Source organism: Ancylobacter sp. SL191 (assembly GCF_026625645.1).
Taxonomy (GTDB): Bacteria; Pseudomonadota; Alphaproteobacteria; order Rhizobiales; family Xanthobacteraceae; genus Ancylobacter.
Map to the genome: position 1 here is coordinate 3,634,147 of NZ_CP113056.1, position 14,354 is coordinate 3,648,500.

Sequence of the window (14,354 nt, forward strand, 5' to 3'; positions counted from 1 at the left end):
GTCAGTTCGCGGCCATGATCTCGGACACGGTACGCGAATAATCGCGCTGCGCCGCGCCGACATCGCGCAGCTGCTCATGCTTGAGCAGCTCGGCCGGGGTCATCGTCATGTTCGGGTACTTCTGCAGCAGCGCCGGGTCGAGCCCCTCCATCGCCGCCTTGTTGGGTACCTTGTAGAGGATGTTCTCTGCCGCCCAGCGGTGGGTCTTGCCGTCCAGCATGGAGTTGATGAAGGCGTAAGCCGCGTCCTTGTGCTCGGACGCCTTGAGGATCACCATCGTGTCCACCCAGAGGTCCGAGCCCTCCTTGGGGATCACGTATTTGATCTGCGGGTTCTCGGTGATGCCGTAATTGCACCAGCCGTCCCAGGCCTGCACCAGCTGCGCCTCGCCCGACACCAGCTTCGAGTAGAAGGTCGTGTCATCATAGGCGAGCAGGGTCTTCTTGGCGGCGATCAAGAGGTCGCGGGTCTGCTGCAGCTTGGCCTTGTCGGTCTCGTTGACCGAATAGCCCTCCGACAGGAAGCCCGCCGCCAGCAGCCAGCGGTCGGTCGCCAGCATGGTGGTCTTGCCCTTGAGAGCGTCGGTCGGCTTCAGGAGGTCGTTCCACGAGGTCGGCGCGGGGGTCAGGTCCGAGCGGTAGCACAGCCCCGTCGTGCCCCAGGTATAGGGCACGGAGAAGGTGTTGCCCTTGTCATGGGCAAGCGTCGTCGCCTCCGGGTAGAGGTTCTTGAGGTTCGGCAGCTTGGAATGATCCAGCTCCTCGGCGAGGCCGAGATTATGCAGCACCTCGGCGAAGGGCGAGGAGACGAAGACCACGTCATAGCCCTTGCCCTTGGCGGCGATGAGCTTGCCCATGATCTCTTCATTGGTGGCGTGCAGCACCAGCTCGGCGCTGTTGCCGGTGGCCTCGTTGAACTGCTTGATCGCGTCGGGGGCGAGATAGCCGTCCCAGTTCGAGATCACGAGCGGATCCGCGCTCGCGGCGAAGGCGGTGAGGCCCAGAGCCATGCCGGCAATGGCCACCGCACGGCAGGAAATCCCCACCATGGCAAACTCCTGTTGTCCCCCACCAATTCGGTGGTTCTCGGAAGGAAAGCGGTTCTTGATGACCGCTGATTGGGAGAGTACGAATAAGCGGAAAAATACGTCAAACTGTATTCTTGGTTCTTTGGCGAACGTCCCCCAACTCCGGGATGCCGCCGGGAGGATGCCATGGCCGGACGCCGCCGCGCCGCCCGTCACAACCATGTGTCGCTCGCCCAGCAGATCATCACGCTGGCGCTTGATCGTGGCATGAAGGCCGGCGAGCACATGCCCGAGCAGGCGATTGCCGAAGCCTGCGGCGTCTCGCGTACGCCGATAAGATCCGCCTTCAAGATATTGGAAAAGAATAATATTTTAGTCTGGAAGGAAGAGGCGGGTTATTTTCTATCCCAGGGCGCACAGGACGGGTTGACCGAGGCGAAGGTCGGGGTCGAGGATCTCGAACAGAGCCTGTTCACCCGCATCCTAGCCGACCGCTCCGCCCGCCGCATCGCCGACGTGCAGTCCGTCAGCGCCCTCGCCCGGCGGTATTCCGTGTCGCGCGTTGAAGTACTGAATGCGCTAAAAGTACTGGCGCGGGATGGTATCGTCACCCAGCTTCCCGGCAGCGCATGGGCGTTCCAGCCCCTGCTCGACACGCCTCGCGCCATCGCCGAAAGCTTCGCCTTCCGGCTCACGCTGGAGCCGCAGGCGATCCTCACGCCGGGCTTCACGCTCGACCCGACCCGCGCCAGCGCGCTCAGGGCGCAGATGCGCGCCTTTCAGGATCTGCCGGACAGCCGGCTCACCGCCGCCGGCTTCCAGCGCCTCGACATCGACTTCCATGTGATGATCGCGGAAGGCTCGGCCAACCGGTTCGTGCAGGGCACGCTGCTGGCGCATCACCGGCTGCGGCGCATGGCGCAGAAGGAGGCAGCCGCCCCGCCCTTCCGCCAGCGCCAGGCGATGGAGGAGCATCTCGACATCCTCGACAGTCTCGAGCGTAACCAGCTTGAGCTTGCCGCCGACCAGATGGTGCTGCATTTGCGTCGCTCGGGGATTCGCCGGCCGGAAGCCGCCGGGCGCGGCATGTCCCCGCTGCTGAGAGGCCCGCAACAGGCCGGCGCGCGCATCAAAGGAACGGCCTCGTGACCCGCCCACCCGTCATCGCCCTGTTTCCCGAAGCGAGCTTCGGCGCCGCGCTCAACTGCGTCGGCATCGCCCGCGAACTCGCGGCGCGCGGCGCGGAGCCGGTGTTCCTCTGCCATCCCGGCTTCACCGGCGTCTTCGCCGAATACGGCTTTCGCGAATATCACCTCCAGCCCGAACCGGCGGCGGCGCAGGGTCGCGGCGAGACCTACTGGCAGAACTTCGTCAACACCCACCTCGCCCATTTCGACCTGTCGCCGCTCAACCAGCTCGAGGCCTATGTCGCCCCGACCTGGGAAGCGATCGTCGATACGGTGATCGCGGTCGAGGACTCGCTGGAGGCGCTGCTCAATCAGATCCAGCCGGACGCGATCCTGCTCGACAATGTCATCATGTTCCCGGCGATCCTGCGGTCGGGAAAGCCATGGGCGCGCGTGGTCTCCTGCGCCGAGACGGAAATCCCCGACCCGCTTGTCCCTCCCTATCTTTCCGGCCTGTCGCCGGAGGATGCGGGGGGCCGCGCAGCGTGGGAGAAGGCGGCAGCGGCGATCCTCAAGCCCGCTCATAACCGCTACAACGCCTTCCGCCGCGCCCGTGGCCTGCGCCCATTGCCGGGGGGCCAGTTCCTAGAGAATTCCGACTGGCTCAATTTGCTGCTGGCGCCCTCCGCCGTGCGTTACGAGCGCGCGCAGGCGCTGCCGGAGGAGCTCTTCGTCTTCCTCGAAGGCTGCGTGCGCGAGGAGGTGCCGTTCGATCCCCCGCCGCTACCGGTGAATGACGGGCCGTTGGTCTATATGAGCTTCGGCAGCCTCGGGGCGATCGACACCGAGCAGATCGGCCGCATGATCGAGGTGTTCGCCACGCTGCGCGCCCGCTTCTATGTGAATGTCGGCGGCTTCATGGACGCCTATCGCCGGGTGCCGGACAATGTGTTCCTGGGGAGCTGGTTTCCCCAGCCCTCGGTGGTCGCGCAATCCGCGCTGTTCATCCACCATGGCGGCAACAACTCGTTCTGCGAGGCGCTGTTTCACGGCGTGCCCTCGCTGGTCATGCCCTATTGCTGGGACGGCCATGACAATGCCCGCCGCACGCAGGACACCGGCGTCGGCCGCGCCATGCACCGCTCCGACTGGTCGCCGGACGGGCTGCGCGCGACCATCACCGGGCTACTGGAGGATCACGCGCTGCGGGCGCGGCTGAAGGCGATCTCGACCCGGATGAAGGCCGAGCCGGGGGTTCGCCGCGCGGCGGAGGCGGTGCTGGAACGCCTGTCGGTCGCAGTGGAAACGGCCTAGCTTTAAGCTGGCGCCGCCGTGCTGCCGCGGAGCACCAACTCCACCGGAAGGATCACATCCTCCGCCGTGTCGGTGCCGGCGATCAGGTCGAGCAGGAGTTGGGCGGCGCGGCGGCCGATAGCCTCGCGCGGCTGGCGGATGGTGGAGAGCGCCGGCGTCATGTGGGCAACGAGCTCGATGTCGTCGAAGCCCATCACCGAGACATCGCGCGGCACGGCGAGGCCGCGATGCTGCACCTCCCCGATGAAGCCGCAGGCCATGGCGTCGCTGGAGAAGGTCATGGCGCGCGGGCGCTCCGCCTCCGGCAGAGCGAGCCAGGCCGCCCCGGCGCGCCGGCCGGAATCCAGCGAGAAGTCGCCCGGCAGCACCAGCGGCGCCGGCAGGCCATGCGCCTTGAGGGCCTGTTCCGTGCCGGCAAGGCGGGCCTGCGTCAGCACATTCTCGGGCGGGCCGGCGACATGGCCGATGTGGCGATGACCGAGCGCGACGAGATGGTCGACCGCCAGCGCGGCGGCGGCACGGTTGTCGATCTTCACCCGCGGCGCGGTGAGGCCGGGGATCCATTCGCAGGCCAGCACCAGCGGGATGCGCGGCTCGTAACGCTCGAGCGGGACGGCGCCGTCGAGCACGATCAGCCCGTCCGCCCGGCTCGGCTCGGCATAGCCCAGGATCGATTCCGCGCTCATCGCCCGCGTGTCGGCAATCAGCAGATTGTAGCTCGCCGGCGCCAGCACCGCCGACATGCCGGCGAGGATCTGCGAGAAAAACGGGTTGGACAGATCCGGCACCAGCGCCACCACCCCGCCGGTGCGCCGGTGGCGCAGATTGCGCGCGGCGTGGTTCAGACGATAGCCGGTGGCGCGGATCGCTTCCTCCACCCGCTGCCGCGTCTCGGCGGTCACCACCTCGGGATTGGAAAGCACCCGGCTCACCGTCGCCGTCGAGACGCCGGCCAGACGCGCGACATCGGCAAGGCGCGGCGTCGCCTGACGCGAGGTCGCGCGGTCGGACGGCTCGGGCAAGGGGAGCGGCGGGCGGCGCAGATGGTGTTCCATTAGGCCCTCCATACCCCGCGTAACGGTGCGGCGGCAATCGGAAGCGAGGGGCGCTTGCAATCGATTACAAACTTCCGTTACGCTAGGTGCAACCGATTACAAAAAGCAACGGTTAGGCACACGCAGCCGGTCGGGAGGACCCATGCGCACGATCAAGGGACCAGGACTCTTCCTGGCTCAATTCCTTGGCGCGGATGCGCCGTTCAATTCCTGGGACAGCATCACCCGTTGGGCCGCCAATTGCGGTTATGTCGGTGTGCAGGTGCCGACCAACGATCCCCGCATCTTTGACCTCGATCAGGCCGCCGCCTCGCGCGGCTGGTGCGAGGATTGGGCCGGCAAGGCGCGGGAGAACGGCGTCGCGATCACCGAGCTCTCCACCCATCTGCAGGGTCAGCTCGTCGCGGTACACCCCGCCTATGACACGATGTTTGACGGCTTCGCCGCCCCCGAGGTGCGCGGCAATCCGGCGGCGCGGCAGGTCTGGGCGGTCGAACAGGTGAAGAAGGCGCTCACCGCCTCGCAGCATCTCGGCCTCACCGCCATGGTCAGCTTCTCCGGTGCGCTGGCCTGGCCCTATGTCTATCCGTGGCCGCAACGTCCGGCGGGACTGGTCGAGGAGGCGTTCGACGAGCTGGCGCGCCGCTGGCGCCCGCTGCTCGACCATGCCGATGCCTGCGGCGTCGATATCTGCTTCGAGATCCATCCGGGCGAGGATCTGCACGATGGCGACACGTTCGAGATGTTCCTGGAGCGTGTCGGCGGGCATCCGCGCGCCAAGATGCTCTACGATCCCTCGCACTATGTGCTGCAGCAGCTCGATTATCTCGACCATCTCGACATCTATGCCGAGCGCATCGGCATGTTCCACGTCAAGGATGCCGAGTTCAACCCGACCGGCAGCAAGGGCGTCTATGGCGGCTATCAGAGCTGGGTGAACCGCGCCGGCCGCTTCCGCAGCCCCGGTGACGGGCAGGTGGATTTCGGCGCCATCTTCTCCAAGCTCGCGGCGATGGATTTCGACGGCTGGGCGGTCGTCGAGTGGGAGTGCTGCCTCAAGCACCCGGAAGACGGCGCTCGCGAGGGCGCGGCCTTCGTGAAGAACCACATCATCCGCGTGACCGAGAAGGCGTTCGACGATTTCGCCAGCGCCGGCACCGACCGGGCCGGCAATCGCCGCCTTCTGGGCCTCGACCGATGAGCGCGCCCGCCCCTATTCGTCTTGGCATGGTCGGCGGTGGCACGGGCGCTTTCATCGGCGCCGTCCACCGCATCGCCGCCCGGCTCGACGGTGAGTTCCAGCTCGTCGCCGGTGCCCTCTCCTCCACGCCGGAAAAGTCCCGCGCTTCGGGCGAAGCCTTGGGTCTCGCCCGCGTCTATGACGATTTCAGCGCCATGGCGCGCGCCGAGGCCCGCCGCAAGGACGGCATCGAGGCGGTCGCCATCGTCACGCCCAACCACATGCACGCCGCGCCCGCCATCGAGTTCCTCAGGCGCGGCATCCATGTGATCTGCGACAAGCCGCTCACCGCGACGCTTGCCGAGGCCAAGCAGCTCGCCGCTGCAGCGGAACGCTCCAAGGCGCTGTTCATCCTCACCCATAATTACACCGGCTACCCGATGGTGCGGCAGGCCCGCGCCATGGTCGCGGGGGGCACGCTCGGCCGGCTGCGGCTGGTGCAGGTGGAATATGTGCAGGAGTGGCTGACCGAAGCGGCGGAGAAGCACGGCTCGAAACAGGCGGAATGGCGCACCGACCCGGAGCGTTCCGGCGCCGGCGGGGCGACCGGCGATATCGGCACTCACGCCTATAACCTCGCCGGCTTCGTCTCCGGCCTCACGCCCGAGGCGCTGGCCGCGGACCTCTCGACCTTCGTGCCGGGCCGCGCGCTCGACGACAACGCCCATGTGCTGCTGCGCTTTAAAGGCGGGGCGCGCGGCATGCTGTGGGCGAGCCAGGTGGCGCCCGGCAATGAGAACGGCCTGCGCCTGCGCGTCTATGGCGAGAAGGGTGGGCTGGAATGGGCGCAGGAGGATCCGAACTACCTCTGGTTCACCCCCTTCGGCGAGCCCAAGCGCCGCATCACGCGCAATGGCACCGGGAGCGGGCCGGAGGCGGCGCGGGTCTCGCGCATCCCGCCCGGTCACCCGGAGGGGTATCTCGAAGGCTTCGCCAACATCTATGCGGAGGCGGCCCGCGCTATTCGCGCGCATCAGGCCGGCGAGCCCGTGCCGGATGAGGTGCTCTATCCCACGCTGGCCGACGGCCTCGCCGGCATGCGGTTTGTCGACGCCTGCGTGCGCTCGTCCCGCCGCAACGCTGCGTGGGTCAGCCTGTGACCGGCGGCGCCGGAGACGCGGCGCCGGTGCTCGAACTCGTCGGCGTGCGCAAGAGCTACGGACCGATCGAGATCCTGCACGGCATCGACTTCGCCCTGCGCGCGGGCGAGGTCCACGCGCTGATCGGCGAGAATGGCGCGGGCAAATCGACCATCATGAAGATTCTCGGCGGATTCATACCGCCGAGCGCGGGCGAGGTGCGCCTTGATGGCCGCCCTGCCCCCTATGTGAGCGGCGCGCAGGCGGAAGCCGAGGGCGTCGTCGTCATCCATCAGGAGTTCAACCTCGCCCCGGACCTCACCGTGAGCGAGAACATCTGGCTCGGCCGGGAGATCGGCCGCCTGTTCCTCGACCACGCGGCGATGCGCCGGGAGACGCAGGCGCTGCTCGACCAGCTCGACAGCACCATCCGGCCGGAGGCCCGCATCCGCGACCTGCCCGTCTCCGACCGGCAGATGGTGGAGATCGCCAAGGCGCTGGCCCGCAAGGCGCGCGTGCTCATCATGGACGAGCCCTCGGCGGTGCTGACCAGCCGCGAGGTCGACATCCTGTTCCGCCAGATCGACCGCCTGCGCGCGCAGGGCGTGGCGCTGCTCTACACCTCGCATCGCCTCGACGAGGTCTCGCGCCTCGCCGACCGCGTCACCGTGCTGCGCGACGGCGCGGTGGTCCGGCGCGCCATGCGCGGGGAACTCAGCGAGGACGGCATGGCGACCGCCATGGTCGGCCGCGACCTTGAGGACATCTACCCCGCACGGCGCCACGAGATCGGCGCGGTCGTACTGGAGGTGCGTGGCCTCTCCGTCCCGCCCCTTGTCCACGACATCTCCTTCACCCTGCGGCGCGGCGAGGTGCTCGGCATTTCCGGCCTCGTCGGCTCCGGCCGCACCGAACTCGCGGAAGGACTGGTGGGCCTGCGCCCCGCCAGCGGCACCGTGCTGCGCCATGGCGAGCCCGTCGCCATCCCCTCGGTCCGCGACGCGGCCAGCCACGGCCTCGCCTACCTCACCGAGGACCGCAAGGAGCGCGGGCTGCTGCTCGACAAGACGCTGCGCGAGAACCTCACCCTCGCCGATCTCGCCCGCTTCGGCACGCCCTTCCTCTCGGAAGCGCGGGAAGAGGCCGCGCTGACCAAGGCCATCGCCGATTTCGACATCCGCGCCCCGCGCCGCGACCTGCGGGTGGGCAACCTCTCCGGCGGCAACCAGCAAAAGCTCCTGCTCGCCAAGACGCTGCTGTCGGACCCGGAGATCGTCATCATCGACGAGCCGACGCGCGGCATCGATGTCGGCACCAAGAGCCAGATCTACGCCTTCATCGACGCGCTGGCGCGGCAGGGGCGCAGCGTCATCGTCATCTCCTCGGACATGCCGGAAATCCTCGGCCTGTCGGACCGCGTGCTGGTGATGCGGCAGGGCCGCCTTGCCGGCGAACTCACTGGCGAACGCATCAGTGAGACCGCTATCGTCCGTCTGGTGATGGGCACATCCGAAGATCTCCGGGAGGAGCCCCTTCATGTCTGATGCCGCCGCGCGCCCCGCCCCGGCTTTGCGCCTGCCGAGCCTTTCCGCCCTCGGCCCGCTGCTGGCGCTGATCCTGCTGGTGCTGCTGGGCGCGTTCCTGAACGACAATTTCCTGTCGGCCGGCAACATCACCAATGTGCTCGCCCGCTCCGCCTTCATCGGCATGATCGCGGTGGGCATGACCTTCGTGATCACCTCCGGCGGGCTCGACCTGTCGGTCGGCTCCATGGCCGCCTTCATCGCCGGGGTGATGATCCTCGCCATGAACGCCCTGTTGCCCGCCATGGGCGTCGGCGTACCGCTCATCCTTGTCGGCATGGGCGTGGCGCTCGCCGTCGGCCTGCTGGCGGGGCTCGGCAACGGATTGCTGGTGACGCGCGCCGGCATCGAACCCTTCATCGTCACGCTCGGCACCATGGGCATCTTCCGCTCGCTGGTGACCTGGCTCGCCGATGGCGGCACGATCAGCCTGGATTTCGCGGTGCGCCAGCTTTACCGGCCGGTCTATTATTCCGGCCTGTTCGGCATCGCCTGGCCGATCCTGGTCTTCGCCGCCGTCGCCATCGCCGGGCAGGTGGCGATGCGCCATACGCGCTTCGGGCGCTATTGCGAGGCCATCGGCTCGAACGACAAGGTGGCGCTCTATTCGGCGGTGAATGTCGAGCGCATCCGCCTCGTCACCTATGTGCTGCTCGGCCTGCTCGTGGGTCTTGCCACCATCATGTATGTGCCGCGCCTCGGCTCGGCCTCGGGCTCCACGGGCATGTTGTGGGAGCTGGAGGCCATCGCCGCCGTCATCATCGGCGGCACGGCGCTGAAGGGCGGCTATGGCCGGGTCTGGGGCACGGTCGTTGGCGTGCTCATCCTCAGCCTCATCGACAACATCCTGAACCTTGCCGACCTGGTGTCGCCCTATCTCAACGGCGCGATCCAGGGCGTCATCATCGTCCTCGCTGTCGTGCTGCAGCGGGGCAAATCATCCGCCTGAGAGCGGAAAAAACGGGAGGAGACAACAATGGAACGCAGGACATTCCTCACCACGGGCGCCATCGCCGCCGCGGCCGCCACCGCCGGCCTTGCCACGCCCGCCGCCGCGCAGGGCAAGAAGGCGGTGATCGGCGTCTCGATCCCCTCGGCCACGCACGGCTTCATGGGCGGGCTGAACTGGCACGCGCAGGAAACCATCAAGCGGCTGAAGGCGACCTACCCGAACCTTGACTTCGTGCTCGCCACCGCCGGCGCCGTGGGCAAGCAGGTGAACGACATCGAGGACATGATGGCCACCCGCAACATCGACGCGCTGGTGGTGCTGCCCTTCGAATCCGAGCCGCTGACCAGCCCAGTGAAGGCGGTGAAGGACGCCGGCAAATGGGTCACCGTGGTTGATCGCGGCCTTGCCCAGGCCGGCATTGAGGATCTCTATGTCGCCGGCGACAACACCGCCTTCGGCCGCGTGGCCGGCGAGTATTTCAAGGCGAACCTCAAGCCCGGCGCCAGGATCGTCGTGCTGCGCGGCATCCCGACCACGCTCGACAATGAGCGCGTCGATGCCTTCACCGCCGCCATCAAGGGCTCGGGCATCGAGATCCTGGACATGCAGCACGGCAACTGGAACCGCGACAAGGCGTTTTCGGTGATGCAGGACTACCTGTCCAAGCACAAGAAGATCGACGCGGTCTGGGCGGCCGATGACGACATGGCCATCGGCGTGCTGGAGGCGATCTCGCAGGCCGGGCGGCAGAAAGAGATGTGGATTGTCGGCGGCGCCGGCATGAAGGAGATCATCAAGCGGATCATGGACAAGGATCCCCAGCTCCCCGCCGACGTCACCTACCCGCCGGCGCTCATCTCCAGCGCGCTGGAGATCACCGCGCTGCGCTTCGTCTCCGACACCCCGGTCTATGGCCGCTTCATCATCGGCTCGACGCTCATAACCCCCGCCAACGCCGCGCAGTTCTACTTCCCGAACAGCCCGTTCTGAGCGGGCACCCGAACCCCAACGCCGCGGCCGCTTGCGAGGAGACAGCGGTCGTGGCGTCTCTTCCTGACCACATCGCCCTTGGCGCGAAGGTGCGCTAGGACCGCATCGTCAATGTCGACGTGACGCGGGAGAGTCGGGATGGAAACGGCCACGGACACCGAAACGGTCGGCTCGCCGGCCCTCAGCGGCATTCGCGTGCTGGATCTCTCGCGCGTGCTGGCGGGGCCGTGGGCGACGCAGGCGCTGGGCGATCTCGGCGCCGAGGTCATCAAGATCGAGAAGCCCGGCAGCGGCGACGATACGCGCGGCTGGGGCCCGCCCTGGCTCGCCGATGGCGACGGCAACCCGACCCGCGAGAGCGCCTACTTCCTCTGCGCCAACCGCTCGAAACGCTCCGTCACCATCGACATGGCGCAGCCGGACGGGCAGGCGCTGATCCGGCGCCTTGCCGCCGCGAGCGATGTGGTGGTGGAGAATTTCAAGGTCGGCGGGCTCACGCGCTACGGCCTCGACTATGCGAGCCTCGCCGCGCTCAACCCGCGCCTTGTCTACTGCTCGATCACCGGCTTCGGGCAGGACGGGCCGGAAGCGGGGCGGGCGGGCTATGACTTCATGATCCAGGGCATGGCGGGGCTGATGTCGGTGACCGGCAGCCCGCAGGACGAGCCGCAGAAGGTCGGCGTCGCGCTGATCGACGTGCTGACCGGCCTCAACGCCACCATCGCCATCCTCGCCGCGCTCCAGCAGCGCGCACGCACCGGGCGCGGCCAGCATATCGACATGGCGCTGTTCGATGTCGCCATGGCGAGCCTCGCCAATCAGGCGCTGAACTTCCTTGTCGGCGGTTCGTCCCCGCGCCGACTTGGCAATGCCCACCCCAATATCGTGCCCTATCAGGCGTTCGAGACGGCGGATGGCCATCTCATCCTCGCCATCGGCAATGACGCGCAGTTCGCCCGCTTCTGCCGGCTGGCGGAACTGCCGGAACTGGCCGGCGATGAGCGCTATGCCACCAATGCCGGGCGCGTGGCGCATCGCGACAGCCTGATCCCGGTCGTCGCGCAGGCGCTGAAGCGGCAGACCACGGCGGAGTGGCTGGCGATGCTCGACGCTGCCGGCATTCCGGCCGGGCCGATCAACACCATCGCCCAGGCCTTCGCCGAGCCGCAGGCGCTGGCGCGCGGGCTCGCTCTGTCGATCCCGCACGCGCTGGGCGGCATGGCGGCGGGGGTGCGCTCGCCCTTGCGGCTCGCCGACTCGCCGATGGACGCCCCGCTGCCGCCTCCCCTGCTCGGGCAGCATACGGATGAGGTGCTGGCCGATCTGCTGGGGATCGACGCCAGCGAGCGGGCGCGGCTGCGCGCGGCCGGCGCCATCTAGCGGAATTCAGGCGGCAAACGGCCAGCCCGTGGCGCCGCCGGCGAACAGCGACCACCAAATGATGAGCGGCTGGAACGGCAGGCGCACCCAATAGTACAAGCGCGCGCCCGGCAGTCCGTCCACCGCCAGCCCCGCGACGGCGTTGCGGATGTTCGCCGGGAAGACGCAGGCGAAATAGAGCGCGAGCATCCAGCCGGCGAGAAGCCGGGTCGGCGGCAGGAGCAACCCGACCGCGCCGGCGATTTCGCACAGACCCGTAAAGGCGATGACGAAATCCGGCCAAGGCACCAGATCGGGCAGCATCGCCCGGTAGCGCTCCGGCGTGCGCAGATGATCGACCGCGGCGAAAACCAGCCCGAAAGCCAGCCCCCACGCCATGGCGAGCGGCACATCAGCGGCCGGCAGCACTAGCGTCTGGACGAGATAGGCAAGCCCACTGGCGAGACCGACAAGGACGAAGAACAGCACGGCAGCCACGCGGCAAAAGGATGAGGCAGGCATGAGTGGCGCCGAATGTTAATAGTGTCAACATCGCCCGCCGCCTCATGACGGAAACGCCGCCCGCTTCCCCAGCGCGATCTTGCCGGCCGGGTGGGCGGGCGTGTTATCGAAGCGGGGGCGCGGCTCACGCGCCATCGGCAAGGGGAGCCGGGCATGACAGCATCCGGGACGCTTCGGGGTAGGCTCGCCGCGCTTGCGATGGGGCTCGCGCTGTTGGCCGGGGGCCACGCTCGCGCCAATGACGATGTGCTCGCCCGCAGCGCCGACCCCACCATGCAGGTGCTGCAGACGCTCGACTACGCCAATACGCGCTATTCCCGCCTCGACCAGATCACCACCGCCAATGTCGGGCAGCTCCGCGTCGCCTGGACCTTCTCCACCGGCGTGCTGCGCGGCCATGAGGGTAGCCCGCTGGTGGTGGACGGGGTGATGTATGTCCACACGCCCTTCCCGAACATCGTCTACGCGCTCGATCTCGACCAAGACGGCCGTATCCTGTGGCGCTACGAGCCGCAGCAGACGCGCGACGTTGCCGGCATCATGTGCTGCGACCTGGTCAATCGCGGCCTCGCCTATGCGGACGGGATGGTGGTCCTCGCGCAGGCCGACACCACCGTCGTCGCGCTCGACGCGAAAACCGGCGCGGTGCGCTGGAACGTGGCCGATGGCGATCCCAAGCACGGCGAATCCAACACCGCCACGGTGATGCCGGTGAAGGACAAGCTGATCGTCGGCATTGCCGGGGCGGAGTTCGGTGCGCGCGGGCACATCACCGCCTATGCGCTGAAGGACGGCGCCCGGCTCTGGCGGGCCTATTCCACCGGCCCGGATGCCGAAATGCTGGTGGACCCGGACAAGACCACCGAACTCGGCAAGCCGGTCGGGCCGGATTCCTCGCTGAAAAGCTGGGAGGGCGAGCAATGGACCCTCGGCGGCGGCGCGCCCTGGGGCTGGTTCTCCTATGATCCCCGGCTGAACCTCATCTATTACGGCACCGCCAATCCTGGCACCTGGAACCCCACCCAGCGGCCGGGCGACAATCGCTGGGCCTCCGCCATCTTCGCCCGCGACGCCGATACCGGCGTGGCGCGCTGGGTCTACCAGATGACCCCGCATGACGAATGGGACTATGACGGCGTCAACGAGATGATCATGACCGATCAGGCCGTGGACGGCAGTCCCCGGCCGCTGCTCACCCATTTCGACCGCAACGGCTTCGCCTACACGCTCGACCGCGCCACCGGCGAATTGCTGGTCGCCGCGCCCTTCGCGGAAGGGGTGAACTGGGCACGCGGCATCGACATGGACAGAGCGAGCCCGACCTATGGAAGGCCGATCCGCGACCCGCGCTATGGCACGGAAGCCGAGGGCGAGGACGTCACCTATTCCGGCATCTGCCCGGCCGCCATCGGCGCCAAGAACCAGCAGCCGGCGGCCTATTCGCCGGTCACCGGCCTGTTCTATGTGCCGGGCACCCAGCTCTGCATGGATTACGAGCCGTTCCATGTCGATTACGCCGCCGGCCAGCCTTATGTCGGGGCGACGCTGACCATGTACCCGCCGCCGGGCGCGGAAGGCCGCACCGGCCGCTTCATCGCCTGGGACAATCTGAAGGGCCGCGTGGTCTGGCAGGTGCCGGAACGCTTCTCCGTCTGGTCCGGCGCGCTCGCCACCGCTGGCGGGCTGGTGTTCTACGGCACGCTGGAAGGCTATCTGAAGGCCGTGGATGCCGCGACGGGGCGGGAACTCTACCGCTTCAAGACGCCCTCCGGCATCGTCGGCAATGTGATGACCTATCAGCATCGCGGCCGGCAATATGTGGCGGTGCTCTCCGGCGTCGGCGGCTGGGCCGGCATCGGCCTCGCCGCCGGGCTGACCGATCCCAATGCCGGCTCTGGCGCCAAGGACGCCTATGCGGCGCTCTCCAGCTACACCGCGCTGGGCGGCCAGCTCACCGTCTTCGCCCTGCCGGACCGCTGAGCAACGGCGAATCGCGGCCAGAGACCTTCAGACACGGCATAATGAACGGGGCGGCGCAGGCGGCGCCTCCCCGGCCGATGCTCTTGCGTTACGGTAACGATAACGCCTCTCAGGCCGTACAATGTC

12 protein-coding genes are annotated in these 14,354 nt (G+C 67.9%); 9 read left to right on the plus strand and 3 right to left on the minus strand.

Features of this window, described 5'->3' with window-relative positions; translation table 11 throughout:
* Position 1: 1 nt before the first annotated feature.
* Entirely contained in the window at positions 2 to 1,048 is a 1,047-nt protein-coding gene (locus tag OU996_RS16600; protein WP_267582716.1) for a polyamine ABC transporter substrate-binding protein, read from the minus strand.
* Positions 1,049 to 1,213: 165 nt separating this feature from the next.
* Between OU996_RS16600 and OU996_RS16605 the strand changes: the two genes are divergently transcribed.
* Together OU996_RS16605 and OU996_RS16610 are read left to right on the plus strand one after the other, a co-directional pair.
* Positions 1,214 to 2,176 carry a GntR family transcriptional regulator gene (locus OU996_RS16605; RefSeq protein ID WP_267582717.1) on the plus strand — a complete coding sequence of 321 codons (963 nt, stop codon included), beginning with the start codon at positions 1,214 to 1,216 and terminating at the stop codon, positions 2,174 to 2,176.
* A complete protein-coding gene (locus OU996_RS16610) occupies positions 2,173 to 3,468 on the plus strand; it encodes a glycosyltransferase (protein ID WP_267582718.1) in 1,296 nt (431 codons plus the stop codon). Before OU996_RS16605 ends, OU996_RS16610 begins: the two co-directional genes overlap by 4 nt.
* Before the next feature lie 2 nt (positions 3,469 to 3,470).
* On the opposite strand, the gene OU996_RS16615 is transcribed toward OU996_RS16610, so the two are convergent.
* On the minus strand, positions 3,471 to 4,523 hold the full coding sequence (locus OU996_RS16615; protein ID WP_267582719.1) for a LacI family DNA-binding transcriptional regulator: 1,053 nt from the start codon (positions 4,521 to 4,523) through the stop codon (positions 3,471 to 3,473).
* Positions 4,524 to 4,665: 142 nt separating this feature from the next.
* Between OU996_RS16615 and OU996_RS16620 the strand changes: the two genes are divergently transcribed.
* The 6 genes from OU996_RS16620 (at position 4,666) to OU996_RS16645 (ending at position 11,747) form a co-directional block, all read left to right on the plus strand.
* Positions 4,666 to 5,724, plus strand: coding sequence for a sugar phosphate isomerase/epimerase family protein (locus tag OU996_RS16620; protein ID WP_267582720.1), 1,059 nt, complete (start codon positions 4,666 to 4,668; stop codon positions 5,722 to 5,724).
* Positions 5,721 to 6,863 carry a Gfo/Idh/MocA family protein gene (locus OU996_RS16625; protein ID WP_267582721.1) on the plus strand — a complete coding sequence of 381 codons (1,143 nt, stop codon included), beginning with the start codon at positions 5,721 to 5,723 and terminating at the stop codon, positions 6,861 to 6,863. Before OU996_RS16620 ends, OU996_RS16625 begins: the two co-directional genes overlap by 4 nt.
* A 26-nt stretch (positions 6,864 to 6,889) precedes the next feature.
* The gene (locus OU996_RS16630; protein WP_267582722.1) at positions 6,890 to 8,386 is read left to right on the plus strand and encodes a sugar ABC transporter ATP-binding protein; all 1,497 of its coding nucleotides are present in this window, start codon (positions 6,890 to 6,892) and stop codon (positions 8,384 to 8,386) included.
* Positions 8,379 to 9,374 carry an ABC transporter permease gene (locus OU996_RS16635; RefSeq protein ID WP_267582723.1) on the plus strand — a complete coding sequence of 332 codons (996 nt, stop codon included), beginning with the start codon at positions 8,379 to 8,381 and terminating at the stop codon, positions 9,372 to 9,374. The genes OU996_RS16630 and OU996_RS16635 overlap by 8 nt, the downstream gene beginning before the upstream one ends.
* Positions 9,375 to 9,401: 27 nt before the next feature.
* Positions 9,402 to 10,367, plus strand: a complete 966-nt coding sequence (locus OU996_RS16640; RefSeq protein WP_267582724.1) for an ABC transporter substrate-binding protein — start codon at positions 9,402 to 9,404, stop codon at positions 10,365 to 10,367.
* Between the two features lie 138 nt (positions 10,368 to 10,505).
* Positions 10,506 to 11,747 carry a CaiB/BaiF CoA transferase family protein gene (locus tag OU996_RS16645; protein WP_267582725.1) on the plus strand — a complete coding sequence of 414 codons (1,242 nt, stop codon included), beginning with the start codon at positions 10,506 to 10,508 and terminating at the stop codon, positions 11,745 to 11,747.
* A gap of 6 nt (positions 11,748 to 11,753) precedes the next feature.
* On the opposite strand, the gene OU996_RS16650 is transcribed toward OU996_RS16645, so the two are convergent.
* On the minus strand, positions 11,754 to 12,248 hold the full coding sequence (locus OU996_RS16650) for a DoxX family protein (RefSeq protein WP_267582726.1): 495 nt from the start codon (positions 12,246 to 12,248) through the stop codon (positions 11,754 to 11,756).
* A 153-nt stretch (positions 12,249 to 12,401) separates the two neighbouring features.
* On the opposite strand from OU996_RS16650, the gene OU996_RS16655 reads away from it, so the two are divergent.
* The gene (locus OU996_RS16655) at positions 12,402 to 14,228 is read left to right on the plus strand and encodes a methanol/ethanol family PQQ-dependent dehydrogenase (protein ID WP_420712643.1); all 1,827 of its coding nucleotides are present in this window, start codon (positions 12,402 to 12,404) and stop codon (positions 14,226 to 14,228) included.
* The last annotated feature ends 126 nt before the right edge of the window (positions 14,229 to 14,354 follow it).

Coding starts and splice junctions, on each gene's coding strand:
- OU996_RS16640 (WP_267582724.1), top strand. CDS start 9,402: ATGGAACGCAGGACATTCCTCACCACGGGCGCCATCGCCGCCGCGGCC.
- OU996_RS16645 (WP_267582725.1), top strand. CDS start 10,506: ATGGAAACGGCCACGGACACCGAAACGGTCGGCTCGCCGGCCCTCAGC.
- OU996_RS16600 (WP_267582716.1), bottom strand. CDS start 1,048: ATGGTGGGGATTTCCTGCCGTGCGGTGGCCATTGCCGGCATGGCTCTG.
- OU996_RS16615 (WP_267582719.1), bottom strand. CDS start 4,523: ATGGAACACCATCTGCGCCGCCCGCCGCTCCCCTTGCCCGAGCCGTCC.
- OU996_RS16625 (WP_267582721.1), top strand. CDS start 5,721: ATGAGCGCGCCCGCCCCTATTCGTCTTGGCATGGTCGGCGGTGGCACG.
- OU996_RS16650 (WP_267582726.1), bottom strand. CDS start 12,248: ATGCCTGCCTCATCCTTTTGCCGCGTGGCTGCCGTGCTGTTCTTCGTC.
- OU996_RS16605 (WP_267582717.1), top strand. CDS start 1,214: ATGGCCGGACGCCGCCGCGCCGCCCGTCACAACCATGTGTCGCTCGCC.
- OU996_RS16655 (WP_420712643.1), top strand. CDS start 12,402: ATGACAGCATCCGGGACGCTTCGGGGTAGGCTCGCCGCGCTTGCGATG.
- OU996_RS16635 (WP_267582723.1), top strand. CDS start 8,379: ATGTCTGATGCCGCCGCGCGCCCCGCCCCGGCTTTGCGCCTGCCGAGC.
- OU996_RS16620 (WP_267582720.1), top strand. CDS start 4,666: ATGCGCACGATCAAGGGACCAGGACTCTTCCTGGCTCAATTCCTTGGC.